Origin of the sequence: Lacticaseibacillus thailandensis DSM 22698 = JCM 13996, assembly GCF_001312865.1 — a bacterium.
GTDB lineage: Bacteria > Bacillota > Bacilli > Lactobacillales > Lactobacillaceae > Lacticaseibacillus > Lacticaseibacillus thailandensis.
This window is the reverse complement of record NZ_BBER01000007.1, coordinates 36,391-59,974: the sequence shown is the minus strand read 5'-3', so window position 1 is coordinate 59,974 and position 23,584 is coordinate 36,391. Positions and strand designations below refer to the sequence as shown.

27 protein-coding genes and 5 pseudogenes are annotated in these 23,584 nt (G+C 50.0%); 7 read left to right on the top strand and 25 right to left on the bottom strand.

Annotated features, from left to right (window positions below):
* From JCM13996_RS08620 to JCM13996_RS08610, 3 genes are all read left to right on the top strand, one after another.
* A partial coding sequence (locus JCM13996_RS08620) for a winged helix-turn-helix domain-containing protein (RefSeq protein ID WP_162205208.1) occupies positions 1-384 on the top strand: 384 nt, incomplete at its 5' end.
* Positions 377-1,429, top strand: a complete 1,053-nt coding sequence (locus JCM13996_RS08615; RefSeq protein ID WP_054750820.1) for a HAMP domain-containing sensor histidine kinase — start codon at positions 377-379, stop codon at positions 1,427-1,429. The genes JCM13996_RS08620 and JCM13996_RS08615, both read left to right, overlap by 8 nt.
* Positions 1,430-1,512: 83 nt before the next feature.
* Entirely contained in the window at positions 1,513-1,932 is a 420-nt protein-coding gene (locus JCM13996_RS08610) for a hypothetical protein (RefSeq protein ID WP_156321931.1), read from the top strand.
* Positions 1,933-1,994: 62 nt separating this feature from the next.
* Here the strand turns inward: JCM13996_RS08610 and JCM13996_RS08605 are convergent, their stop codons facing one another.
* From JCM13996_RS08605 to JCM13996_RS08550, 12 genes and pseudogenes are all read right to left on the bottom strand, one after another.
* Positions 1,995-2,918, bottom strand: coding sequence for a conjugal transfer protein (locus JCM13996_RS08605; protein ID WP_054750818.1), 924 nt, complete (start codon positions 2,916-2,918; stop codon positions 1,995-1,997).
* Positions 2,915-3,448 (bottom strand): hypothetical protein, encoded by a 534-nt coding sequence (locus JCM13996_RS08600; RefSeq protein WP_054750817.1) that lies wholly within the window; start codon positions 3,446-3,448, stop codon positions 2,915-2,917. The genes JCM13996_RS08605 and JCM13996_RS08600 overlap by 4 nt, the downstream gene beginning before the upstream one ends.
* A 9-nt stretch (positions 3,449-3,457) precedes the next feature.
* A pseudogene (locus JCM13996_RS08595) lies at positions 3,458-4,404 on the bottom strand (bifunctional lytic transglycosylase/C40 family peptidase).
* A 45-nt stretch (positions 4,405-4,449) separates the two neighbouring features.
* Positions 4,450-6,542 (bottom strand): annotated as a pseudogene (locus JCM13996_RS08590) (CD3337/EF1877 family mobilome membrane protein).
* Positions 6,529-8,994, bottom strand: a complete 2,466-nt coding sequence (gene tcpF, locus JCM13996_RS08585) for a conjugal transfer ATPase TcpF (RefSeq protein ID WP_054750816.1) — start codon at positions 8,992-8,994, stop codon at positions 6,529-6,531. The pseudogene JCM13996_RS08590 and the gene tcpF overlap by 14 nt, the downstream one beginning before the upstream one ends.
* Complete coding sequence (locus JCM13996_RS08580; protein WP_054750815.1) at positions 8,978-9,370, bottom strand: conjugal transfer protein; 393 nt, start codon at positions 9,368-9,370, stop codon at positions 8,978-8,980. The genes tcpF and JCM13996_RS08580 overlap by 17 nt, the downstream gene beginning before the upstream one ends.
* A gap of 61 nt (positions 9,371-9,431) precedes the next feature.
* A complete protein-coding gene (locus JCM13996_RS08575; RefSeq protein ID WP_054750814.1) occupies positions 9,432-9,935 on the bottom strand; it encodes an antirestriction protein ArdA in 504 nt (167 codons plus the stop codon).
* A 1-nt stretch (position 9,936) separates the two neighbouring features.
* Positions 9,937-10,158 carry a hypothetical protein gene (locus JCM13996_RS08570; RefSeq protein ID WP_003606383.1) on the bottom strand — a complete coding sequence of 74 codons (222 nt, stop codon included), beginning with the start codon at positions 10,156-10,158 and terminating at the stop codon, positions 9,937-9,939.
* A gap of 99 nt (positions 10,159-10,257) precedes the next feature.
* Entirely contained in the window at positions 10,258-11,004 is a 747-nt protein-coding gene (locus JCM13996_RS08565; protein ID WP_225353557.1) for a DNA-methyltransferase, read from the bottom strand.
* A gap of 19 nt (positions 11,005-11,023) precedes the next feature.
* Positions 11,024-11,449 carry a hypothetical protein gene (locus tag JCM13996_RS08560; protein WP_225353556.1) on the bottom strand — a complete coding sequence of 142 codons (426 nt, stop codon included), beginning with the start codon at positions 11,447-11,449 and terminating at the stop codon, positions 11,024-11,026.
* Positions 11,439-12,629 (bottom strand): annotated as a pseudogene (locus tag JCM13996_RS12980) (replication initiation factor domain-containing protein). The gene JCM13996_RS08560 and the pseudogene JCM13996_RS12980 overlap by 11 nt, the downstream one beginning before the upstream one ends.
* A 302-nt stretch (positions 12,630-12,931) precedes the next feature.
* A complete protein-coding gene (locus JCM13996_RS08550; protein ID WP_054750812.1) occupies positions 12,932-13,192 on the bottom strand; it encodes a hypothetical protein in 261 nt (86 codons plus the stop codon).
* Positions 13,193-13,274: 82 nt separating this feature from the next.
* Here JCM13996_RS08550 and JCM13996_RS08545 point away from each other — a divergent pair, with 82 nt between their 5' ends.
* Genes JCM13996_RS08545 through JCM13996_RS08540 form a run of 3 tightly spaced genes read left to right on the top strand, consistent with a single transcriptional unit; the run spans position 13,275 to position 14,717 of the window.
* Positions 13,275-13,862, top strand: coding sequence for a type IV toxin-antitoxin system AbiEi family antitoxin domain-containing protein (locus tag JCM13996_RS08545; RefSeq protein WP_082383902.1), 588 nt, complete (start codon positions 13,275-13,277; stop codon positions 13,860-13,862).
* Entirely contained in the window at positions 13,859-14,074 is a 216-nt protein-coding gene (locus JCM13996_RS11980; RefSeq protein ID WP_225353554.1) for a hypothetical protein, read from the top strand. Before JCM13996_RS08545 ends, JCM13996_RS11980 begins: the two co-directional genes overlap by 4 nt.
* Positions 14,043-14,717, top strand: a complete 675-nt coding sequence (locus JCM13996_RS08540) for a nucleotidyl transferase AbiEii/AbiGii toxin family protein (protein ID WP_225353553.1) — start codon at positions 14,043-14,045, stop codon at positions 14,715-14,717. The genes JCM13996_RS11980 and JCM13996_RS08540 overlap by 32 nt, the downstream gene beginning before the upstream one ends.
* A 2-nt stretch (positions 14,718-14,719) precedes the next feature.
* Here the strand turns inward: JCM13996_RS08540 and JCM13996_RS08535 are convergent, their stop codons facing one another.
* From JCM13996_RS08535 to JCM13996_RS13225, 13 genes and pseudogenes are all read right to left on the bottom strand, one after another.
* Positions 14,720-14,995, bottom strand: coding sequence for a hypothetical protein (locus tag JCM13996_RS08535; RefSeq protein ID WP_054750810.1), 276 nt, complete (start codon positions 14,993-14,995; stop codon positions 14,720-14,722).
* Positions 14,985-16,382 (bottom strand): FtsK/SpoIIIE domain-containing protein, encoded by a 1,398-nt coding sequence (locus tag JCM13996_RS08530; RefSeq protein WP_054750809.1) that lies wholly within the window; start codon positions 16,380-16,382, stop codon positions 14,985-14,987. Before JCM13996_RS08530 ends, JCM13996_RS08535 begins: the two co-directional genes overlap by 11 nt.
* Positions 16,375-16,917 (bottom strand): hypothetical protein, encoded by a 543-nt coding sequence (locus tag JCM13996_RS08525; RefSeq protein ID WP_054750808.1) that lies wholly within the window; start codon positions 16,915-16,917, stop codon positions 16,375-16,377. Before JCM13996_RS08525 ends, JCM13996_RS08530 begins: the two co-directional genes overlap by 8 nt.
* 12 nt (positions 16,918-16,929) lie before the next feature.
* Entirely contained in the window at positions 16,930-17,259 is a 330-nt protein-coding gene (locus JCM13996_RS08520; protein WP_054750807.1) for a hypothetical protein, read from the bottom strand.
* Entirely contained in the window at positions 17,260-17,511 is a 252-nt protein-coding gene (locus JCM13996_RS08515) for a hypothetical protein (RefSeq protein ID WP_054750823.1), read from the bottom strand.
* Positions 17,512-17,524: 13 nt separating this feature from the next.
* Positions 17,525-17,788 (bottom strand): hypothetical protein, encoded by a 264-nt coding sequence (locus JCM13996_RS08510; protein WP_054750806.1) that lies wholly within the window; start codon positions 17,786-17,788, stop codon positions 17,525-17,527.
* A 77-nt stretch (positions 17,789-17,865) separates the two neighbouring features.
* Positions 17,866-18,235: pseudogene (locus JCM13996_RS08505) on the bottom strand (YdcP family protein).
* Between the two features lie 18 nt (positions 18,236-18,253).
* Entirely contained in the window at positions 18,254-18,577 is a 324-nt protein-coding gene (locus JCM13996_RS08500; RefSeq protein ID WP_003606404.1) for a DUF961 family protein, read from the bottom strand.
* 42 nt (positions 18,578-18,619) lie between these two features.
* Positions 18,620-18,862 carry a hypothetical protein gene (locus tag JCM13996_RS08495; RefSeq protein ID WP_019864322.1) on the bottom strand — a complete coding sequence of 81 codons (243 nt, stop codon included), beginning with the start codon at positions 18,860-18,862 and terminating at the stop codon, positions 18,620-18,622.
* A gap of 1 nt (position 18,863) precedes the next feature.
* Positions 18,864-19,382: an MSCRAMM family protein gene (locus JCM13996_RS13240; protein WP_225353552.1), complete on the bottom strand. Its 519-nt coding sequence runs from the start codon at positions 19,380-19,382 to the stop codon at positions 18,864-18,866.
* Complete coding sequence (locus JCM13996_RS13235; RefSeq protein ID WP_225353551.1) at positions 19,361-20,044, bottom strand: MSCRAMM family protein; 684 nt, start codon at positions 20,042-20,044, stop codon at positions 19,361-19,363. The genes JCM13996_RS13240 and JCM13996_RS13235 overlap by 22 nt, the downstream gene beginning before the upstream one ends.
* A 78-nt stretch (positions 20,045-20,122) precedes the next feature.
* Positions 20,123-21,796, bottom strand: coding sequence for an MSCRAMM family protein (locus JCM13996_RS13230; RefSeq protein ID WP_225353560.1), 1,674 nt, complete (start codon positions 21,794-21,796; stop codon positions 20,123-20,125).
* Positions 21,763-22,668: a thioester domain-containing protein gene (locus tag JCM13996_RS13225; RefSeq protein WP_225353559.1), complete on the bottom strand. Its 906-nt coding sequence runs from the start codon at positions 22,666-22,668 to the stop codon at positions 21,763-21,765. The genes JCM13996_RS13230 and JCM13996_RS13225 overlap by 34 nt, the downstream gene beginning before the upstream one ends.
* Positions 22,669-23,085: 417 nt before the next feature.
* On the opposite strand from JCM13996_RS13225, the pseudogene JCM13996_RS12535 reads away from it, so the two are divergent.
* Positions 23,086-23,447 (top strand): annotated as a pseudogene (locus tag JCM13996_RS12535) (DMT family transporter); the annotation flags it as partial.
* Positions 23,448-23,584 lie beyond the last annotated feature (137 nt).

Below are 23,584 nucleotides of genomic sequence, written 5' to 3'. Positions count from 1 at the left end.
TATATGATCAAAACGATTCAACTTGACGAACTAAAGTTACGCGTTCATGCGCTGCTTCGACGTGCAAATATTGGTAAGACCAATCAGCTAACTGTCGGTAATGTGACGTTGGATCAAGAGGCACGAGTAGCACTGCTTAGTGGCAAAGAGGTTCCGTTGACCGTACGAGAATTCAACCTTTTAAGCAAGTTTCTTGAATACCCTAACCATGCTTTTTCTCGTGCTGAACTAATCAATGAGTTTTGGGATCTTGACAGTGAAACTTCATTACGGTCAGTAGATGTTTATATCACGAAACTTCGAGATAAGTTTTCTATGGCAGACGGCTTCGCAATCAAGACGGTACATGGATTAGGGTACAAAGGAGTCTTGACTAATGGGTAAACGAAAAGCTCATTTTCGAGTCCACGCAACAAGTTTCTCTTGGGTAGAACTTACAACCTTATTTTTGGGATTTGGTTTATTAGCGGCAGTACCGGGGCTCGCGTATAGCCAGGATTGGCGCGATGTCTTATCCCCATACGCGGGCTGGTATCTGCTTTATTGTTTGATTGTTGCAGTTGGGTTTGCCCTACTGGCATCGTGGCAACGCTATCGTACTTTCGACAAACCGTTAAGAGCATTGAGTACTGCTGCGGAGAGAGTTGCCAGTGGTGATTACTCGGTATACTTACAACCGGTACATCGACCAGAAAGATATGACTATCTGGATGCCATGTTTGCGAACTTTAACACTATGGTCGCAGAGCTAAATTCAATCGAAACATTACGTGGGGATTTCGTTGCAAATGTATCTCACGAATTTAAGCGACCGCTGGCAATCATCAGAAGCTATTCAGAAGCATTGCAACAATCCGATCTGGAAGCGACAACTCGTGCTACCTATCTAGCTACAATCAACACTGCCGCTACTGACTTAGCCGAACTGGTTTCAAATATATTGCGACTGAATAAACTGGAAACTCAAATCTCGCAACCCGAACACCAATCATTCGATTTAGTAGAACAGCTTACTCAGGTAATTTTTGCCAGTGATCCACTACTTGAATCATACAACTTGGAACTCGAAGTAGATATGCCAGAGAGGCTTCAAATAATTGGTGATCCCGATTTACTGAAAGTAGTTTGGAACAATCTATTGGCGAATGCCATTAAATTTACACCTGACAATGGTTCAATTCACCTGAATGTTTCCAATCAGCATGAGCATGTGACGGTAAGCATTTCTGATACTGGTATTGGAATGAATGATCAAACGCGTGCACACATGTTTCAGAAGTTCTATCAGGGTGATCGTTCTCATGCTGAGCTTGGCAACGGACTGGGACTTGCAATGGTCGCACAAATCTTGAAATTAGTCGAAGGACAGCTCGAAGTTCAAAGTGAGTTAGGCCAGGGCAGCACTTTTACAATCAGACTTCCTCGATAATTTGAAATCGAATATAAAATAAAATTGCAATCCCCCATCAGTATCTGGTATCCTCAAGCTCCAATACGAAATGGAGGGGGCAGTTGTTAATGATTGGGTCATTTATTTCAACGGTTAATAATGGATTAGATAGCTTTATTGACTTCTTTTCGAATGCGATTGGCGGACTACTTGTTATGCTGGTGACGGTTATCAGTGATGCGGTTAGCGTACTGTGGTGGCACGTTCTATCCCCATTCTTCATGCAGGACTGGGTGATGATCACAGTAACCTTGCTAGTCTGTGCGTTGGCATATTTCGCGTTGCCACTGTGCTTGTGGTTCTTCTATTCAATCATGCGAGTGGTCATGATACTGGCGATTGCTACGTTAGCTATCTTCATCATATTTCAAATTGGTAGAGTGCTTACTAAAATTGCGATCTTAGCTCTCGTCTTCGGCTACCTGCCTTATCTAGTTATTCGTAAAGTGCGCAGACGCAACGCTGGTACACAACCAGAATAACGACAATACCCGGCACGACCTGCCACGCTAGTTTCAGCGTGAAGGTCGTGCCGGGTATTTTTTTAGATGCCGTCAGTGATTATCCAGTTGTTGCTCTGCTTGGAGAGGTTCAGGGTGTATTGCGAGACTTGGCTCATATCGGTGTCAGTGTCGAGATACTTCACAGATAAAGTGACAGTCAGACCGCGCTTGGTCTGCTTAAAGACTGGATCTAGAAGTTCTACAAACTTGAGATTCCGTTCGATAGGCCGTGTCCCTTCCTTGACGTAGTACTTGAGTTCGTTGCGGTCACTTTGCGGGTACAGGGTGAAGAAGGTTTTGAGAAACTTGGTTACCTCATCTGCGGTGCTGCTGGCTACTGTGTTATCGGACTGGGTGTCCGGCAGCTTGATCCGAGCTGTTGCTGGCTCCGCAGCGATGGTTGGGTTCTTGGTGACCACCATATCGCCGTTGTCATTTTGCATGACGTTAATGGTGTAAGTGCTAATCACGGTTTTCTTGTCTTTGCCCTTGGTGAGGTCTTGCTTCACCGTAAATAGTACGTGGAACGTGTCCTTGGCCGCCTTGCTCACGTCCCAGATCTTGACCTCACTCACTGTGGCCGTGGTGGGAATGTCACTACGCACCGTATCTGCGTTCAGCGATTGCAGTTGCTCCACAAGATACGGCTGCAAGGCTTTCTGCCGTTGATCGAGGGCTTCATGGCTTGGCTGCCACGAGTAGTAGAGCTTAGCGAAGTCGGTGGTGAAGGTCGCCAAGGCGTGTGTATCGATCACCTTGTTCTTGATCACTTGAACTTCGTGCACCGTATGGGTTTCGATAGCGGTCATGTTCTTGTAGACACCGAAGCTGGTGCTGCCGATCAACACCGACCAGCAAAGTAGTGTGACTGGACGGCGCAAGCCACGGTGCTTGATTTTAGGCGGCTTTGGGGCGGCTGGCTTCTTCTTGAACCAGCCGTTCTTTTGGGTTTTGTCTTTACTCAAGGTTCGTTCACCTTGTCCTTTCTAATTTCGTAGCAGCGGTAAAAATCATCGTAAATATCGAGAAAACGCACGAATAGGCGTTGCAGCGAGATTCGCTTGTAGCCCTCATAGTCGGTTTCGATATACTGACCGAGTTCACGGTCGTTGTTGAAATATTCTTCGGCCAAGTAGCGCTCGCGGTCGAGGATATACTTGCGGTCTTCCGGGGCGAAGACCTTGCCCTTGAGCCATCGATCAACGGCCACTTCATGCGCAACGGCGAGGCGATACTCGCGTCGGTGCCCGTATTCCATCTCCGGCATTCGGTCAACGAAGCGGTCGAGAACGTGGCACAGGTCGTCAGTATTGGGCAAGCGTTGTTTGAAGAACTTGATGCGTTCCCACTCACCTGACGCAAAGTCGAGTTCCTTGTTGCGTGGTGCGCGGTTGTCACCAAATTTGAGATCGACGTGCGCCTTTTGCAGCGCATCGTCATAGGTGTTGGTGATGAGATCCATCCAGTCAAAGTAGCCGATACCGTTTTGATCCATCGTCTTCACCTACTTCTTTACACGCCCAGCGCCGATCAGGTGGGCTTGCCAGTAACTTGAATTCAAGTCAGCGTAGCCAAGTGGATCGCCAGCGTTGTACATTTTCATGCCACCGACATAGATGCAACGTGGGTCACATAGTCGGCAGTATCGTAGGTCGAATGAAAGAACACGAGGTCGCCGGGCTTGGTATCCTTGATGTTCAGGTGTGCCGTGGCGTCGTATTGTGCTTGGGCGGTACGGGGAAGTTTGATCCCGGCTTTGCCGTAGCACCAACTGGTCAGCCCGGAACAGTCGAATCCCGTTGTTGGCGTTGAGCCACCGAAGACATACCGGGTGCCTTGATACTTGAGTGCTTCGTCCATGATGGCTTGTACCGTTTTGTCGTCGAATTTCGCACCACCAGTGACAAGGTATTGCGAGATGACCGACACGTAATACATGTTCCCATAGGCATAGCGCCAACCATCCTTAGCAACCGCGTTGGTATAGGTGACTTTCTTGCCACCAGACTTCTCTTTGGCAAACGCCGTCGCTAGCGCCAGCGTGTACTTTTTGCCGTGCTTAGCAACGTAGTCAATAAAGCCGCCACCATAGTTGTAGCTTTGAATGGCGGTATTGAGATCCACCCCCGCCGCCTTCATGCTTTTCAGCAGCGACGCGAAATACTTCACGCCTTGCTTGATTGACGCTTCGGTATCTAGCGTATTGACCGGTAGTCCCAGCGATTCACTGGCTTGCATCACGTCGCCGCCCTTACCGCCAGATTCAACCTGCATGATGGCGAGTATCACCATCACTTGGTCTGAAATGCCAAACTCTTTGCAATACTTTTCGACCGTCAGCTTATGCTTGTAGACTTCAGCGGATAAGTTCATTGCGTCGGCTGTGATCGCAGAGGCAGGCTGGTCTTCGTCATCATCAGAGGCAATGACCGCAAAAAAACAGACCGCCAATCAACAGTATTGGGAGTGCGGCGAGAGCTAACCAGCGCCAGAGTTTCATCGCTTCTTATGCCCCTTAGCCTTTTTGATCCGCTGTGGCTTTGGGTTGCGTGGCTTAGCTGGCTTTTCGGAAACGAGGGTCAGTGGTTTCTTGGTTTTAACCGTTGGCGGAGTGGGTTCTTGGTGCGGTGTGATTGTGGGTTCTGCTTGCGGCTTCGTGACTGGACGTGGAGGCCGAGTTGATGTTGGCTTCGTGGCAGCACGCTTAGGTTGCCCACTGGTATCAGTTTGTTCGGGCTTGGGCTTGGTAGGTGTGGCAGTCGTTGGCTTACGAGTTGGTTCAACCGGCGGCTTGGTAGCCGTTGGTTTTGGTTTTTCAGGATCAGCTTTAGGCTTGATTGCGAGCTTGCGTTCTTGCATTTGCTTACGCCGCTGCTCAAGCTGTTTGTCGCGTTCCTGCTGATTGGCCTCACGCCGCCCCTTGAAGCTGTCCTTCGCAGTTTCGGCGGCCTCCTTAGTCAGTTGCTTACCACGATGCAGACCATATAAAACGTTGGTTGGTGCGTCCTTCACCTGATCAAGGCCACGTTTAGTCTTGTCCTTGAGCTTGTTGCCGACATCAGATACATCGGCAAGTTTCTCACCCAGTCGTTGGCTGCGTGGCTTCTTGGGTTGTTGCGGTTTGGTAGCGTCCGCAGTCTGTTCGCGTTGCGTTCCTGTCGGGAGCTGTGGTGTTCCACGCCCCTTGCCATAGCCCCGCGACAAGAAGCGTCCGGCCATTGCGCCACCCATGGCACTACCGACGAACTGTCGTAGCATGCGGTTCCCACGACGCGAGAAGCGTTGTGTGCCTTGCTGGGCGTCAGAGCTGTGTAGCTGCATCATGCCCATCAAGTCGCCGAGCTTCATCCAGATTCCGGCAAAGATGGTGACTTGCAGGAAGGCCACGAGGAAGAACGGTGAGGTGGCCGATAATCCGTAGACCATTACCGATAGCGAGAACGCCATCGTGATCACCAGCGTCACGCCAACTCGCGTCATGATCGTGTTGAACAGCTTCATAATGTTTTGCTTCATCAATCCGTTAAAGGACGGTAGCATTGCAAGTAAGAATGACACTGGCAGGAACGTCGCGTAGATGATAAAGAGTATCTGGCTGAACAGCATCATCGCGGTCAGGAAGAAGACAAACAAGGTGATCGCTACGTTGAACAAGACAACAAAGGTCGTGGTGCCAAGGCGATTGATCGTCATGGTTGGCGAGAGGTTCTCGTTGTCATTGTCTTCAATTTCAGCTTTCACTACGTCGGTACGGGTTTTACCCTTGTCGCCAAACGGATCGGTCTTCATCAACGTGTTCACACGGTCTTTGCCAACGTTATCATCGTCGCTGTCGCCAAACTGCAAAAGTGTCCACGGCTGCTTCACCTGAATTTCAAAGAGCGTGTCACGGATCGCATCGACGCCTGACTTATCGGTGGCCGTGTCAGTCCCCATGATCATCTTGGAGCCGGTGTTGAGCGCACTCGTACTGATGTCGCTACTGAACTCGTTGATCTTGCTGACGTAATCTGGTGCGTAGGCGATAAAGCTGGCTGACGTGATGAAAATCACCACGAAGTTGACAATCGCTGAAATAGCTTTCGAGGTTTCGCGCTTGATGATGCCGGTATAGGCGACATAGATGCCGACAACCAGCGTAATCATCAGGAGCAGTCCCGGATAGAACCATCTGTGGTGAAGCCGTCTTTTGATACCCCCGCCAAGAGCTGCATGTTCTTCCCAATCGCGTCAGACGTATCTTTGATGAAGTCCAGCGAGTAGGCTTGCTGAATCAGATAGCCCGCAGCATTTGACAGGTAGACAGAAAGTGTCCACAAGAAGTTGGTGATGGCATACAGACCATAGCTTACAGACTTGCCAATGCCGTCTCCCCAGTTCCACGGTAGCCAGTCCCAACTTGTATCAACGAAATAGTCGAGTTGATAGTGTGACAACGGATACTTGGAATACTCGTTAGAGCCGCCAGACTGATCGTCTACCAATCCGGCAGCGTGTACCGGCTGACCGCCAGTAAGCACCAGCACCAACATGAATGCTGCGACAACACCGAGGAACAGCAGAAGCCGCCGACGGTTAGCTTTCGTCATCTGCGATCACCTCCACGGGTTTCGGTGGCCGAGTGTCGAATGCGTGATGCAGGTGTTCAAAGATATAGTCAAAGTGCAGCACGCCGACGTGTCCCCAGATGTCTTGGAACAGACACTCCCCATTATCTAGCGAGCGGAGCCGGTTCTGATTGCCTTCGTCTTCGGCGTCGAGGCCAAAGAAGTTCAAGGTGTTCTTGATTTCCGTGATGTCCGTGCTGCGGAAGGCGAACTTCTGCGCGATATTGTTCTTCATCTTTTCGTCGAGCAAGTCGTCTGCATTTTGAGTGACGAGGTAGACCCCGGCATTCATCGAACGACCTTCACGAATCAGTTTCATGGACAATGCCTTACCCTGTGCCACGTTCAAGAAAGCCCAGGCTTCGTCCAAGTCCACAATTTTGAACTGGGCGCGGTCTTGGTGAATGAAGTCAATCGCGAACGTGCTGATTATCATGAGCATGGCGACGGATAACATTTCCGCAGTGATGTATTCTTCCTGCGTCTTGTCGGCGTCTGGCAGTACTAAGTCTGCGATTTGCACGATGTTGATCTTCCGGTCAAGCGCGATTGTCCGCCGCGCCGTTCCGTCAGAGAACAACAATGCCGCAAAGTCATAGTCCGTAAAGGATTCGATGTGATCGGCAATGTTGCGTGCAATCGGCGTGTCTTCACGGCGGAGTTCATCAATGACTTTCAAAAGTCCCGGTTCGGGCGCTTGTGTTACCGCACGAATCGCCTTTCGCAATGTTGGAAAGCGGGCGGCATCCCGGCTTGAGATGCCAGTGAGGAAAGTCAGGGTATCAACGGCCAACGATTCCGAATCTTTCAAGTTGGACAAGATGATATAAGGATCAAGCAACCCACGGTTTTGTTCCTCACTGGTCAGGTTGACGATATTGATTTCGTTTTCCATAAAGTCGAGGTTCTCTGCCCAGCCGGTACGTTCCGACTTTGGATCAAGAATCAGTGCCTGTGCCCCGTAGAGCACGGCATAGTAGACGAGCAAGTTATTGGAGAATGACTTCCCACCACCCAACGAGCCGAGGAAGGCGGCGGATAAGGCATTGGTAACGGTGCCCTTAATACCTTGCGCGGCAATATCTGGTTGCAAGTAGACGTTGCGTCCAGTGTCCACGTTATACCCGATGTAGATACCTTCCTTTTCGCCGAGGGATTGCGTCGCACCAAAGCCTAGTGAGGCAATGAAGTCGCTAGTCACGTATTGGATATAGTCGTTGATGTAGCGCTTTGAGGCAGGGATAAACTCACTGTGAAGCCCCAGCATATCGCCAAACGGTCGCACGGGCTTGATGTTGAGGCTGTCATAGAAGTCGAGTAGCTGATCGGCGCGGCGCTTCATTTCGTCTTCGGATCGCCCAGCGACGCGAATGACGTAGCTGATTTTATACATCGCGTCCTTGGTCTGATCAAGATTGCTTTCTAGCTCATCAACTGAATCCAAGGCGTCGCTGACGCCGCGTGTGGTTTCGTTGCCGGACTGATAGGCGTGTTCGTCCAAGTCCTTGAGTTCCTTCTTCTTGTTGCGTACCTTGGTCAGAGCCTTCTTGTTTGTCACAATCTCTACGTTCAAGCTGGTGTCGATTGGAAAATCGAACTGGCTTTGTTGGAAATAAAAGATTTCACTGCCGGGAAATTCGAGTTCACCCACGATGTCGGAAAGTGTCAGGTACGTTACGTAACTGCTATCCAGCCCGTGGGTGATCTTGATTGAGCGTTGGTGCTGCTCAATCAGTGAGCGGGTTGGCTTGATCAAGTCGTAGCGCTTGATGATTGTGTCGCGCTTAGACTTTTTGCGGGGCAAGTGATACTCATAATCATCGTAATCTTGCCCAGTCATACCGTAGAGATGTTCGAGGAGGTAGCCAAAGTCGTTCTTGTCCAGTGGACGAACTTTGAAGCGCCGACCGATCTTCTCGGCGAGAAACTTTGCGGACTTGGCGTAGCGTTCCACCTCTGCGTTGTTCATGGTGAAGAAGTCACCAGCAAACGTTGTGTTGAACTCGGCGAAGAAGTCCCGAATGCCCAAGGACATATCCTTGAAGATAGACTTGGCGGTAACCTCTGCGTTGTTCAGCAGCAGCTTAAAGCCGATGAAGAAGCGGTAGTCCACTTGGTTGTCACCGACGTTTTCGGTCAATGCTTCGGCTTGGCCGTCGATGTGCTGGAAGGCGATGTCTTTAAGCGTTCCCTTGACCAACTTCTTCGAGCGGTCGAGAGTGTCTCGAACACTGGCCTCGGTGGCGAGCTGCAATAAATGGAGCTTGCCGTCACGGTTTTGGGAGATCAACTGCCGAAAGTTCTCATGGACTTGTTGCTTCTGTTCGGGGCTTAGAAACGAGTAGTTGTATGGAATCAATTCAAAATAGGCGAAGCACTCGCCGTCAGTGTTCCAGACGAGATTGTCTTCGATATACTTAATTGGAAATTTCATTGTGGTACCTCCAAACGTAGGTCACAGCAGCGGTTTGTTTCTCTTTTTGCGACTTCACGGCTTTGCCAGCATAGGTGAGCTTCGGGGTAATGGCGTAGTTGATCACCGACCGCAAGAATCCCATTGGCTTCTTGTTGTCGAAGGTCTTCTGGCTCATGAACCACGTTAGCCCAGCCGGAATGCCGACGTACTTGAGAAACGCGCCGTCAATGAATGACAGAGGCGGCAAGTCGCCCAGCAGCATGACCGCAAACAGACTGACGATGAACCACGTCATTTGCGTAAACGTGATCGGAAACGGTAGTTGCAGGTCATTGATGGCGTACAGCACCTTTTCCACTGACCAGATGCTGGTGTAGGATCTGACTTTCTTCATGTGATCTCCTTTCGTAGTGAGATAAAAAGGCTGGCGCCTTTTGCAGCGCCAGCCCCAGTGACTAGTTCAGATATTCGTAGATGCCGTTCTTAGTAGTAATGTACTGACCGTCAGCTTCGAGGTCATCGGCCAGTCGTTGGTAATCGACATACGACTGGATTGCCTCTGGCACTTCGCCGCAGTAATCGCCGTCTTGTACCAGCATGATTGCCAGATCCTGCATAGAATCGACTTGGTAGTGCACAAAATCGTCAATATGCGCGGCTAGCTCGATCACGTCATCAAAGCGTGCGTCTAGCAGTTCCTCTATAACATCACCGAGTTCGGAATTGTTGAGCTGCTCTAAAGCGGCACCCATCGCATTGATATGGTCGATACTGTCATATTCGGAAACTGGGAATGGCGCTTCGTAATCGTGAATCGCGTATTCTTCGTACTGTTCGTTCAGGCCGATTTGTTCGGCCATGTCGTCCCAGTTTATCGGTGGCTCGAACCATGCACCGACAGATTCGCCTTCGTTGTACTTACCAAGATTGGCAATCCAAACGCGAAATTCAGCAGCCATATTAAGCCCCCATGACGCGGTTGAACAAGTTCAGCAGTACGTCTTTGACCCCGGCGGTGTTGAACACCAACCCGACGGCAATGATTGCGATGACGAGAAAACCGATGAGCTTAGAGAACTCTCTCTTGAAGCCGAGGTAGACCCCGATAATGGCAATCGCCATCAACACCAGACTCTGGGCGTTTGAAGTGAACCAGTTAAACAAGTTTTGTCCGAAATTCATAATAATCATCCTTTAATTTTTAGTTTTGTGACCAGGGCTCCTTTCAAAATTGCCGCTGTTTTGGCGCGGTCAGCAGCGACCGGATCACCGGGTAACGAATCAGAAAAGCTCGGTTTGAGTTGTGTGGTGGTGCTTGATGCGATCAAGGGCACGCCGCCAGTATTCCTCGCTGATTTCATAGCCGATGAAATGGCGGTCAGTGTCCATTGCCGCGATTGCGGTGGTGCCAGACCCCATACAGTTATCCAGCACGATTTCGCCGGGCTGGGTGTAAGTCTTGATGAGGTAGGCAAAAAGATCGACGGGCTTTTGTGTCGGGTGCCAGCCGGTGCGATCGGACTTGTAGTTGAGCACGTCAGACGGGTAGTTCGTCCACTCTTGCGTGTAGCTATCAGGGGCGTTCCACGGGTGCAACTGGTTTGAGCTCTCATACTTACGCGAGTTGACGGTTTTGTTATAGGGGAGCAGTCCTTGGGGAAAATAATTCATGCCTTTGGTATCAGGGTAGTTACCAAAGTTGGCCGTGCCCGATTTAGAGAAGACGAGAATCTCCTCGAACCGGGATAGCGGACGGTTCTTAGCGTTGATGAAGTTGGTGACAGTATTTTTGATCCAGACCCACTTGTAGCGATACAAGGCTGGGTTTGATTGTACTAAGTCCGCAGAGAACCGTTCAGTTGCGGTGAGCACGATGGCGCCTTGAGGCTTGATGAGCCGTTCGTATTGACCCCAGAGGTGTTCAAACGGAATCACCTTGTCCCAAGCGTTGGCTGTGGTGCCATACGGCAAGTCGCACAGGATCATGTCGATAGAGCTGTCGGTAAGTCCGCCATGCCTTTCAGACACTCGCGATTGTAGATGACGTCTATTTCGATTGCATTGATACTCCTTTAGTTGAATTTGTGACCATCACTCCTTTTTGAATTGCGATTGTTTTGGCGCGGTCAATCGCGACCAAGTCGGTTAATCGAAAAAAAAGGTCTTCCACCGGTGACGTGAAGACCGGCCAACCCGATTCTTCGGCAGTTTGATAAAGCAGTCGGCGCAGCTCCCCGTAGTTCAAGGCACGCCCATCCCGGCCAATCAGAGCCGCCGGGTGTTCTTGTTGCTGGTGCCGCCAAGCGATGTAGTCTTGTGCCGTGAAGCCAAAACTATTCATGTCGCAGATACGGCGGTACTTCTTATGCTCGACGACACCGACTAGCGCGGCGTTGTAGACGTACACGTTCAGTACACAGTCTTTGAATGCTTTGCCTCGTAGCGGGTGGGAAGCCATCACGTCATTGACCAAACATGTCACCTCCTAGTTCCTCGCTGCCGACCGTCTGTTGCTCAATCAGCTTAAGATGCTTGTCGGTCAGTTCGGCGTCTTTAATCATGAGCTGCAAGTCAGTCGTGCCGAAGTAGTTGTCAATTTCCTTGATGACCTTGAGCGTGGGCATGACTTGTTTTTGGAGCCACGCCTTGGTCTTGTTCAGGTCAAAGGGCTGGGGATCAGTAGTCAAGCGAATCGGTTGCCGTCCCTTGCCAAGGAAGTATGCCCAACGATCGTTGAGCGGCCACTTCAAACGGCTTTTATCTGGGACTTCATCCACGAAGCGCATGTAGCGGGTGATGATGCCAAACGCGACCTTTTCGGCGTCACGGGTAATCAGCATGTTCTCAATCGCCTTGATTGCCCGCTCGTTTTTCAAGCGAATTTCAAATCGGTTGATGATTGGGGTGTCGGCAATCGAGATGCCACGTTTTGCCGCTTGTTCGGCAGCCTTTTCGTAGATGCAGAAATACACGTCGCTTTTCATCGTGCCGACGTAAAGCGTATTGCCGCGACCAGCTTCGTCGAGATCCACGAGTTTGCCTGATTGCAGTCCTTGGAATGACCGCATGACGGAGATACACTCGTTGTTCAGACACTTATCGACCAGTTCGGGGATATTCAGCAGGCCAACCATGTCGTTAATCGCAATATCGACCCGTTTGAAGGTGCCACCAGCTTCATCGACCCGCAGGAAGTAGTCGTACCAGTCTCACCGTGACTAAGCAGAATACCCTCAAACTCACGGCAGCCTTGACCTTTCATCTCAACCAATGTGCCGAGGTTGGAGCCAACCGGTGCCACCATGACCTGAATGTTAGAGAAGATATACATGGCCGAATAGCCGTAGAAGCCGTGTTCCTCAAATATCAGGTGTTCTGGGGTCAAACCGAGAATCTTTGTGATCACGGCCTTGGCGTCATGGGTCGGGAACCGCACGCGCATGTAGTCAAACATCAGCGTTAGTTCTGGTTCATCGTTCCAGTTCTTGAGTAGCCGGTCGATTTCCATTTGCAGCGATGAGCTAGGGTTAGTCTTGCCGTTCTCCACTTGGACGTAATGCATCCGCGTGACACCTAAGCGTCGAGCGACTTGAGCTTGGGTCAGCTTGAGTTGCTTGCGTTTGGTTTTAGTTTTTTTCATGCCATGAGCACATGGCAATGCTCCTTTCAAAAAAATGATGGATTGGGGTTGCCATCCATCATTTTGCCTTTTTCTATTGAAACGCCGTCATATCAGCCTTTCTACCCCGTGTTCAGGCACAGACGTTGTATTTAATACCCCCCTGTTAGAGTACTGGGGGTAAGCGGTCGGCTGGCGCCGACCGCTGCCACTCACGCTTGCGGCTTTCGCGCTGCACGCCGCGCGTGGCGGCAGGGTGCAGCCTTGCTGAACAGAATGGGTAGTCATTGACTTGCTCCTTTCAAAGGTTTTGTCTTGACGACGGCGTGTAGCTGATTAGTAATGATGCGCCCAGCTATGATAGGTGAGCTGCATGCCAGTTTGTGTCATGGTGGCTGTGAACCAGAAGTAGACGGGCTTGCCCGAGATGGTGCGATCACCGACTAGTTCGAGCCAGTGATCTCCGTCTTCATAAGGCTCAATGTAATCGCACATTTCCAGCAAGGCGTCTTCGGCGTCCTCGGGCGTTCCAGCTATAATCGTGTCAGCATAGTCTTCCTGAAAGCGGCTTTGATTATTGATTACCGGAATTCTCATAGATTCTCCTTTCGTATTTGCGGATTCACGTTTCAAACGTCATCTTATGCTATAATGACGTTTGAAACGTGAGGTGAGCTTAATGTCAGATTTAATCGAAGCATTTATGAAACAAAATAATGGTCAAGTGACAACCGCAGACGCTAAAAGGCTTGGGGTTAATCCGCATCTGCTCATTGATCTTGCAAACCGTGGCAAGTTGGAACGAGTGGGGCGCGGAGTGTACATTGACCCAGCGATATTTGAGGACGACATGTATATCCTTCAATATCGGTTTAGCAAAGGTATCTATTACAAAGACACTGCACTCTTTTTGCATCACATGATTGATAGGACACCGGATCGCTACCAAATGAATTTTCCGCGCGGCTACTACCCAAGCTCAATCGGTGAATTCCCAGTTCGGATGTATCATCAAAAGTCAGAATGGCACGAGCTAGGAATTGAGGAAGTGCTGTCTCCGGGGCAGCACAAGGTACGGGTCTACAATATTGAGCGAACCCTCTGTGATATTTTACGAGCGCGTGATTCATCAGATTCGGAAACTATTCGTCAAGCAATGATTAGCTATTCGCAGCTAAAGCAAAAAGATATTGGACGGCTGGTACGTTATGCAGATTTGTTTAAAGTTAGAAAAAAAATCAACAACTACATGGAGGTACTACTGTGAAACTAGGTTTTTCAAATGGACAACAGTTCAAGGCCAAAGTGCGTAATCTTGCCAAAGAAAAGCAGATTGATCCCCAAATATTGATGCAAGAGGTGGCGTTAGACGAGATTGTAGATCGTATTTCTCGTTCGCCTTACCGGGATAACTTGATTCTCAAAGGCGGTTTTTTTAATTGCGTCAATGCTAGGTGTCGATACCCGGGCAACTCGTGACGTTGATACCTCGGTCAAAGGCTTGCCGGTAACAAAAGAGGAAATCCTCAAAGTGTTTACGAACATCGCTGATATGAACGAGCCAGATAGCGACGTAACAATCAGAATTGCTAAGATTGACGATATTCGTGTCGCCGCAGAATACGCTGGGTTCCGCATTCATATTGAAGCAAAAATCTACAACAGCGTCGTAGATACGAAGATCGATGTTTCAACGGGGGACACGATCACGCCCCGCGAAATTTCATGGCATCATCGTACAATTTTTAATGATCAAGATATTCTGGTTATGGCCTATAATATGGAGACCATTCTTGCCGAGAAACTTGAATCTATGGTTGTGCGGCAAGAACTTAATTCGCGTATGAAAGACTTCTACGACTTGTATCTGTTCGATAAGGTGCAACGGCAGAATATTGATTTCAAAGTCTTAAAGGATGCATTGCACGCGACGGCCGAGCTTCGTGGTTCAGAAGCACTGTTGCCGCGATACGCAGAAATCATTACAACATTGCGAGGGTCTGTGCTATTGAAACAGCGCTGGGAAAAGTACCGAGTGGCCTACGTATACAGTGAAAACGTCACTTATGAAGCCACCTGCGATGCTGCATTAGATCTGGTGAACGAGATCGGATTACCATAGACCTACTCCTCGTCACCTTCATCTGCGACGTTGGTGTAAGTCATGATCAAGCCACCGTCGTCGGCAGTGGTGACGTTGAACCAAAAGCGCTTCGGAAAACGGTCAGCGGTCAGGCCGCCGGGAGCGCCCATCCAGATTCGTGAATCCGGGTATTCGCGGGCGTGCATTGCCATCCATTCGAGTTGGTCTTCCGCGTCTTCATCAGACTGGAAAGGCACGTTTTCGTGAAAGTCGTTGAGGAATTGCGAGCGGTTTTCGATTTTGACATCAGTGCTCATTTGGCACCTCCTGTTCTATTTGGATTGCAGGAACGGTATTGGCTGCGGCGCCGATTTCGGTGAGGAAGTCATAACCGCGCGGTACTAGTGGCGTGTAAAATTCAGAGATCACGCTGCCGCCGGTATCGACATAGCCACGTCCCTTAATTGGTTTCTGGAAAAAGTCCTTGTTGGTTTCGCCGAACATCATGGAATAGCCCAGCTCACTCATGCGCCCAAGCGCAACGCGGAACATGAACTGATCTCTTATCCCGTCGCCTAAATATTTTGCGTCAGGCCGTTGGCAAGCCAACACTAGGAAGAAGCCGGCTTGACGGCCAAGCATGACAATCTGTTTGAGCTTGGACATGACTTGCATGGCATCACGGCCAAGCATATCCATGAAGGCAACATATTCGTCAAAAATTAGGAAGTGGGCGGGTAGTCCAAGATAGGCGTAGTTCTCGCCGGTCTTGTATCCGTCCATTTGCTTCATTTTGTCGTTACGCGCCATCATGTCCTGATAGAAGGTTTCAAGTGCACCCAGCATAGCCTCCTTCTTCGAGTAGACCCCTGGCATCACATCAGCCAGATCGGCTAGGTCAGCGTTTTTCGGGTCAAGAATGGTGAGCTGGGCACCGTCTTTCAGTAGTGCTTCAATCAGCGTCAAAATGAAGTAGGTCTTACCACCACCGGTCCCGCCAGCAATCAGCATGTGGGGCAGCGCATCATAGTGCCAAGCCACCGTTTCCATGAGCTGCATGGAGCCATGTTCACAGGTCACGTCAGCAATGGTGATACGCTTGCCGATTGTGTCGTAAAGCAAGGTGTACTCGACGTAAGAATCGTGCAGGATCTTGTCAACAAGTTCACAGTACAGACCAGCCTCTAACTTCTTTTCCAAGTGCAGGAGCTGGTCTTGATAGGAAGACATGACGATCTCAACGGAAACGTGGATCAGCCCGTCTTTGAGCCGATAGTAGATTTTGGGAAAGTGCGAGATTTTCTCTTTGGTTCGCGTTGAGCCTAAGTCCTTGAAGAAACTCTCGCTGTTGGACTGGTCAGTTTGGTACCATTTGTTCTCCATGATCATGCGGGCGAGCTTTTGGCGGTGTTCCATCTGCTTGTAGGAATCCGCAAACCAAGTCCGATAAGCCCACAGACCAACGCCAAAGAGTAGTGCTGTGCATAAACTGTTAATAATCAGCGGCAGCCATGACCAAGGCAAGGCCACCACGTCCGGCCAACTAAAGAGTTTCCAGTTGATTTGTCTTAATAGCGGCCAATAGGCAATCGCAGCTCCAATTACCCACAAGCAAACCACAACCGTCATCGCCGTGTTGTAGAGCAGGTTGCGTTGACGCGGATAGACCCGTGTACCGCGATAGGTCCAAATGTTCTTAAACATAGACATTTACAAACTGAAAAGCTACACCGTTGATTATCGGCTCAAGTGAAAAGTAAAAGCGGGCGTCATCTCGGTGATGACGGACATCTTCGACAGGCATTGTGAGAACGAATCCATTTTCACGGTATAGCTGACACTCAGCAATTTCATGTAGCAGTTCCCCCAATGGCCCGCCCTTTGTAAGTCTAGTGCAAGCTTTTGGGAGAATAACAGAGTTATAAGCATTCAAGAAGACGTCCACATTTTCAAAGCGAATCCCTTGCAGCGGACGCCTTGGCGTAATCCACGGTTCGTATTTGACGGTTATCCGATGACGATTTTCATGCAGCGAAAATACAAAAAGTTCATCGTTACCGTGAATTGTGAACTCTGCATCGCGAGTTTGTTTGATAAATGGCTGTCCTGTACGTCGTGCACGTTTGGCGCGACAGAAAAGCCCCGTAATGAGATAGTCTGCGGGTGGGGAGTAACGGGTGGACGTTCCGTAGTATTGGTTCAGAAATTCATAAAGACCAATAATCTCTAATTGCTGCATCGTGCTCTCCTTTCATTCGTTATCTGATCCGTCAGGAAATTCAGTTTGGCAACCGGCATAAACGATAGTTAGGTTGTGTGCATTGTCAGCATAGATTTCAAAGTTAAAACAGTGAGGTGGCGTTTGCACACCATACATATCAATATTGAAGCCCACTCCAACGTTGTAAGTGTCAAAATCATGTTCTAATGCTTCCGCGGCACCTTCAATAACTGGCTCAAGCAAACTGCCGAGAGTTTCCTCGTGCTCGGGTAAGGCTAGCAGCCCGAAGTAGTCCTTGTAATACTGCTTCATGTTGACTAAGCGAATGTCGCGTAAAAGCTCGTAATCGGGGTCTTTCATCTATTTCACTCCTAAATATTTGATAGCGGGTTGTCGATCTTCGGTGTCGATGTTGAAGCTGAACTCTTTGGATTCATGATTGCGGGTACATTCGCCGTCTACCCAAATGGAAAACGGTTCGCCGGCAGTTGCCTGTTCGGCAGCCATCAGTACCATATCGATCAAAGCGTCTGGGCTAGGATCGTGAAAGTCAGGGTCAACTAGTGCGGGATAGTCCTCCAAAAAGCCGTCAATGCTTAGTGCTTGTGCCATGTCATCAGTCCTTTCATTCATCGCTGACGCCCAGATACGAGAGCCGCAAGCCATCTTCACATTCGTATGAAGTGAACGAGAACAGCTTATTCATGCCGTCGTTGGTCTGTTCGCTGTCGATATGCAAGTGCTGGTAGGATTCAGGGCTTTCTTCCATGAGCTCCACCATGTCTTGCAGGATCTCGTCTGGGTCAAGGCGGTAGTCGTTGTCGATTTCTTCGTTATAGTCGTCGATGAACACTTCACGACCAACTACGGTCAATGTGGAAGTCATCATCTGTGATCAACTCCTTTCGTTAGTGGTAAGCAACCGCCGCAGTGGGCGGCGCGCGCGAGGAGTGGAGCAATGAGCAGCTATTTCTTGTCATTGGTGTTTGGCTTCTCCTGCGGCTTGACCGGTGCGGTGGCAATCACGAGATCCTTGGCTTTCATGTACCACGAAGTTTCAACTCGGTTGAAGTTCGCGTTTGCCACAGTATCAATCACTGGGTCGACCAAAGTAACAATCTGGTTGTACTTAAAGTCCTTGACCCCAGCCTCTGCCGGAATTGAAACTTGGATCATCATCTTGTTTCATGGACTTTAAGTCATAGGTGCGTTCCTTTACGTCGTCGGTGCGGTTGCCGTCTTCGTCTTGTACAAAGCGTTCACGGCGCTGGCCGGAGAATTTCAAGACGCCAAAGGTTTCTTCTAAGTCAATAACGATGCCTTCTGCTAATCGCATGTGAGTTCCTCTTTTCTTTTATTTGACTGGGACAATATCATCGGCATTGCAGATGTAGCGCACAAAGGCTTGTTCACCGATCCGGTAGCCGACGGTCGCAATGCGCGGCTTGATGATGGTGACTGGTGCATCAACTTCAATGCTTTCGGCCTTGTCACCTTTCTTCGCTGGAATGGTGATCTCGATGTTGTCGGTACGCTGCAAGTCGGAGAACAATTCGTAAGTGCGGGAGACAACCTTGCGATTGTCGCGATCACCTTCTGACAGTTCGCGCTTGAGCGAACCGAAGTACAGGTGGCCGAACGTCTTTTCAATATTTGGTGCAACAAATTTAAGTTCCATGTTGTAGCCTTCCTTTCGTATTCAAAAAGCCGGGTAGTGGGGCTACTCGGCTGTGGCTTGGTGATAGTATTCGGTTAGTTGTTGAAGTAGGTAGTCGTAAAACGACTTGGAAATTGGGTGAACCGTGCGACCATCAGCGTATCGTGGAAACTGGATATACCAGCGATACTGACCTTCGATGAGCTTCACGTTTTTCAAGATGAGCACATGATCCAGTACGATGTCGCCATGGAGCAGTACGTCGCCACCGGGATCAGGGTACATATTGATAGAAGAAATGCGCATGTTACTTGCCGTCTTTCTTCTTGGCACCACCGATCACAACCATTGCAGCGAGGACGCCGAGCAGCAGCACTACACCGATGACGATGAGCCAGCCGGACGTCGCGTTACCGGTTTGTGGGAGGCCAGGCTTAGGTGTCTGCTTGTCGGTCATGACGGCCTTCACGATTTCGCCATCCTTAGTGATCTCGAATGGCACGAGGGCTTCACTAATTTCGTAGCCCTTGGGTGCATCGTATTCTTGGAAGCTGTACTTGCCAGCAGGCAGATTGCCAAAGGAGAAGACCCCGTTCTTGTCGGTGCGGCCAGACACAACCGTCTTGCCGTTTTCGTCCAGAATGCGGATGCCGGTGTTGGGTAGCCGCTTGCCGTTAGAAACGTCGGTCTTGGTCAGTTCGCCCGTGCCCTTGATCAAGTCGTTGGTCAGTTCAAAGGCAATCGCGGTTTCCTTGGCGTCAGCCTTGGTCTCCCCAATCTGCTTTTCCTTGCTATCGAAAACCGTCACGCCGTCCTTAGTAGACACGAGCTTGAGGGTTTCCTTCGATAAGACAAGGTTGGTGCAGAAGGCTTGGTTTCGCGCAAGTAGAACGTGCCTACGGGCAGATGCTTGATGGAACCAGTGGAATCTTTGCCGACGGTGATAGTCTGAATCACCTTTTTGTCAGCGTCGAGCAGTTCAAAAACCGCGCCAGCAGCATTACCGGTCATGGCGTAGGTGTAGCTCTTACCAGAAACTAATGTCGAAACCTCATTGGTCTTCTTGAATGACAGTTCGTTTTCGTGGAGCTTGTTGTCGATCACCTTGCCGTCATTGAGGTCAATGTGCTTGATCTTCTCGTTGTCGGTGGTGTGGAAATGAAAGCCATACATAGTCGTGTTCAAGTCGTGCTTCTCACCAGCAACAAGTTCCTTGACGTAGTAGTAGCCTTCTGGCAACTGAATCGAGCCAAATTCAGCCTTACCGTCTTTGACCGTCGTGGTGGCGACGAGTGATTCAGATGGGATCACAGTATCGCCGATTGTGGTTTCGCCTTGCGTGAACAAGCCGAAGATCTGGCCGTTGGCTGCGACGTTCCTGATAACTGGGAGGTTGTCTTTCCAACCGGCGATGCTTTCTTCTTGCTTGTTGAGCGTGATGTCGAGTTGTTGAAAGTCGTTCTTGGCTTCAAGTGAGGTGGAGGTCACCGTCACTTCTTGCCCGGCATACTTGAGTTCAAAAGCGATCGGATCAGGTTCATGATGAAACCATTTGGCGCAGACAATTCAGTGGCAGTGTACTTGCGAGGTACAGCTCTGGGTCTGGATTTGGCCTTGAGCGTCAGTGGTGCCAGTAGCAACCACGTCACCCTTGTGGGCACGAACGGTGCCGTCAGCAGTCGTAATATCTTCGGCTGCTTTGAACTCGAACTTCGCACCAGCGAGGGCGGTGTAATCGTACTTAAACTTGTACTGATCGCCGTATTCAGTTTCAACCTTTTCGACGGCGACTGGGGTAGCCCCGGTCTTGGTCAAGGTGGCGACACCCTTTTGGGAGAGGTCAGCGAACTTGATGACCACGATGCCGTCCTTATGGCTACCGTCGATGGTGAACTTGGCTGGTTCCTTAGCCAGTACATAGCTTTCTGGGGCTTGGACTTCTTCGAGCTGGTACTTGCCGTAGCCAAGCGCTTCGGCGGTGATCAGCTCGCCGGAGTTATCGGTTACAAACTTATCAGTCGTACCGGTCTTATCAGCAGTTGGCTGAACTTCGTACTTGTTGGTTTGCAGGTTCTTAACACGGAAGATTGCGCCAGCGCGCAGCACGGTCTTACCAGTTTCGGTATCGACCTTGACCACCCGCAGTTTTTCTTCGATTACCTTGTTTTCGATGCTGTAATGCTGGGACTTTTGGGTGCCGTCAACCGTGACAGTGAACGGCTTGATCCCGTTGTAGCCTGTTGGTGTCTTGGTTTCAGTAACGGTGTAGATGTCGTAAGGCAAATCCGTGAACTTCACGTAGCCTTGGGCATCGGTGAGGCCGGTACGAACAACCTTACCGGTAGTCTTGCTGGTGACGGTGAACTGGGTGTCCTTGAGCATGACCGGCTTAGTGCCTTTGCCTTGGGTTGACCAGTCGTAGTTACCGTACTTGAGCAAGTCGAGATCACCAGTGATGACTTGTTCCTTGACCGTCGTAGTAGCAGTTGCAGTGGTGACGTTCTGACCAGCGTAAGCCAACTTGAAGGCGTGCTTTTGCGGATCAAGCACGTAGCCAGTCGGCGCCTTGACCTCTTGCCAGTAGTAATCGTCCAGCTCCAAGCCAGAAACGGATGCTGTGTTGTTGGCGATCGTCACCGACTTCACGAGCTTGTCATCAGCTGCACGGTGGAGTTCGTAGACAGCACCGTTAAGGCTGGCAGCACCTTGTGGCTGCTTACCGGTAACAGCGTTAACTTTTTCGATGGTGGCGGTGCCGCGTTGTTCTTGATCAGTCGTATCGACGTGAGCAGTAGTGACCGCGACAGTTTGACCAGCATACTTCAATTCAAACGGCAGCTTGGTCGTGTTCAGAACATAGCCAGCAGGGGCTTTTTCTTCCAGTGCGTAGTAGCTACCGAGCTTGAGGTTCTGCAAGGTGCCTTTGCCATTGCCGTCAGTGGTGATCGCGCCAACCCGTGTGCCGGTGCTGGTGTAAATGCCGTAGACGGCACCATTAAGCGAGTAGTAGGCATTGAACATGTCGCTACCGAACTCACGCCCAATCTTGGCGAGGGTCACATTACCGAGTTGCTCCTTGTTGCCAAGAACGACTTCAACGGTCTTTCCGGGTTCGATGGTGACTTCTTTGAGTTCACCTTTATTGACGTAGCCGTTCGGAGCAGTGACTTCGCTGATCTTGATCTTGGTGCCAGCTTTGATTCCGTTCAAGGCAGCGTAGCCGTCAGTGCCAGTCGTGATTTCCTTGGCGGTGCCATTGTATTCAAACTTGAGCTTAGCACCGGTAGCGCCTTGTTGGTGTCGGCGTCAACCTTCTTGGCTTTCACGTTACCGTTGAGATTAACTTTAATAGGTAGAGAGAACTCGCCGTTGTTGGACAGCTTGAAGTTGACGAGCTTTTGTTGTGAGCCTTTCGTGTAGACGAAAGAGGTACCAACGTCAGCAGCTTTGGCAATCGCGTAAGCCACCTTGCCGGATTCCTTCGACTGGGCAGTGGCCGTCAGCGTGAGCTTGTTGCCAGACTTCGTAATCTTGAGGTTTGCGGTGTTCGCCGTTTGCTGGGCGAAAGCTGCAAGCCGTCCGTTAGTATCAGTCAAGGTGATTGAATCGCCAACTGCTAGCGTGACCTGCTTACCGTTGAAGGACGGCTTACGATCATGCGCGGCGACCTTATCGAGAATCGCTTTCTTTTCAGACTGATAGGTCTTGTTTGGTGTGGTGAGCAGCGAATCGCCGAGCGTTTCCCAAATAATCATCTGGGTTACGGCGTAGTTGCGGTTGGTTGGGTTCTGGTAGTAACCATAGTAAGCAATCTTGGCTAGTTGATCCTTCTTAGCGTCGGAGTAAGTGCTGGGGTTGTATCCGGAACCGCTCATATCGAGGTTGACCCCGTGCTCCACGCAGAAGGCGACCTTACCATCCACTTTCTTCTTCCACATGCCTTCATCTGTCCAATGTAGGCCATTGAACAAATGCAAATGCCAAGTATTGCGCCAGTCAGCGACCTTGGTGTTGGTCATACTGGCGGCGAGGGCGATTGAGGCGGGGACAAAGAGTTGGATGAATAGCATAATTAATGCGGCGAAAATCGAAGTTCGCCGGGCTGCTTTCATCAATGTAATTTCCTCCATATTTAGTGATTTGTTCTTGACTAAAACGAATTTTGAGGACAAAAAAAAGCAGGTCTGGGTACAACCTGCTTTACGTTCATTTGTGCGTTTGCTTTGCGTTAATCGTAGCTTTACGAAATGCCCATTTTGTACCAAATTAGGGCGTCACGCTCAAAACTCGGTGAAATTCCATAAAAGTGAGTGAATAGAAACGTTGATATAAAGGGACTTTGAAACTCGGTGAAACCGTATAAAATCGAGGAACGTAAAGCCAGGTCTGAAGAAGGCCCGTAAGGCTAGTCAGTTTTCCAAGCGTTAATTTACGGATCAACAATTGGCAAACGCAAAGCACTCCCACCTGGGGGTGCTTTTTGTGTGGTAAGCTAAAATATTAGTGAGACAAACAAATAGGAGGTAACCATGATTCCCATTATTATTGGGCTGGCTATCGGCGTCGGTGTGCCACTGCAGACTAGCATTAACTCGCGGTTGCGCGAAGCCGTGGGCTCACCATTTTTATCGTCATTCTTGTCCTTCCTCATGGGCACGCTCTTTTTGGCTGTGATCACGTTGGCTAGCGGCGCGACGTTAGGTATTCACCCCAGTTTTATCGCCAACGAGCCTGGTGGTTGTGGCTTGGCGGCCTGTTTGGGGTGGTCTATCTAACCTCGAACATTCTGCTGTTTCCCAAGATTGGTAGTGTACAGACCGTGATTTTTCCCGTTTTGGGGCAGATCATCATGGGGTTAATGATTGATAACTTTGGTTGGTTCCACGCAAACGTGCAGGCGCTGACCTTGACGCGCGGCCTGGGGGCGTTGTTGGTTGTTGGCGGTGTGTTGATAACCGTAGCGTTACCTGGCTTCGTGGCGCGGCGCACGAATAGCTTTGGCGGTGCCACCCATGGTCAGCAGAATGA

Bases quoted from the DNA above. Each gene is read 5' to 3' on its own strand.
- JCM13996_RS08580 (WP_054750815.1), bottom strand. From the start codon at position 9,370: ATGAAGAAAGTCAGATCCTACACCAGCATCTGGTCAGTGGAAAAGGTG.
- JCM13996_RS08600 (WP_054750817.1), bottom strand. From the start codon at position 3,448: ATGGATCAAAACGGTATCGGCTACTTTGACTGGATGGATCTCATCACC.
- JCM13996_RS13225 (WP_225353559.1), bottom strand. From the start codon at position 22,668: ATGAAAGCAGCCCGGCGAACTTCGATTTTCGCCGCATTAATTATGCTA.
- JCM13996_RS08500 (WP_003606404.1), bottom strand. From the start codon at position 18,577: ATGGAACTTAAATTTGTTGCACCAAATATTGAAAAGACGTTCGGCCAC.
- JCM13996_RS08520 (WP_054750807.1), bottom strand. From the start codon at position 17,259: ATGAAAGACCCCGATTACGAGCTTTTACGCGACATTCGCTTAGTCAAC.
- JCM13996_RS08525 (WP_054750808.1), bottom strand. From the start codon at position 16,917: ATGCAGCAATTAGAGATTATTGGTCTTTATGAATTTCTGAACCAATAC.
- JCM13996_RS08535 (WP_054750810.1), bottom strand. From the start codon at position 14,995: ATGAGCACTGATGTCAAAATCGAAAACCGCTCGCAATTCCTCAACGAC.
- JCM13996_RS08530 (WP_054750809.1), bottom strand. From the start codon at position 16,382: ATGTTTAAGAACATTTGGACCTATCGCGGTACACGGGTCTATCCGCGT.
- JCM13996_RS08515 (WP_054750823.1), bottom strand. From the start codon at position 17,511: ATGGCACAAGCACTAAGCATTGACGGCTTTTTGGAGGACTATCCCGCA.
- JCM13996_RS08570 (WP_003606383.1), bottom strand. From the start codon at position 10,158: ATGAATTTCGGACAAAACTTGTTTAACTGGTTCACTTCAAACGCCCAG.
- JCM13996_RS08550 (WP_054750812.1), bottom strand. From the start codon at position 13,192: ATGAGAATTCCGGTAATCAATAATCAAAGCCGCTTTCAGGAAGACTAT.
- JCM13996_RS08540 (WP_225353553.1), top strand. From the start codon at position 14,043: ATGCTAGGTGTCGATACCCGGGCAACTCGTGACGTTGATACCTCGGTC.
- JCM13996_RS08575 (WP_054750814.1), bottom strand. From the start codon at position 9,935: ATGGCTGCTGAATTTCGCGTTTGGATTGCCAATCTTGGTAAGTACAAC.
- JCM13996_RS08495 (WP_019864322.1), bottom strand. From the start codon at position 18,862: ATGCGCATTTCTTCTATCAATATGTACCCTGATCCCGGTGGCGACGTA.
- JCM13996_RS08545 (WP_082383902.1), top strand. From the start codon at position 13,275: ATGTCAGATTTAATCGAAGCATTTATGAAACAAAATAATGGTCAAGTG.
- tcpF (WP_054750816.1), bottom strand. From the start codon at position 8,994: ATGAAATTTCCAATTAAGTATATCGAAGACAATCTCGTCTGGAACACT.
- JCM13996_RS08510 (WP_054750806.1), bottom strand. From the start codon at position 17,788: ATGATGACTTCCACATTGACCGTAGTTGGTCGTGAAGTGTTCATCGAC.
- JCM13996_RS08615 (WP_054750820.1), top strand. From the start codon at position 377: ATGGGTAAACGAAAAGCTCATTTTCGAGTCCACGCAACAAGTTTCTCT.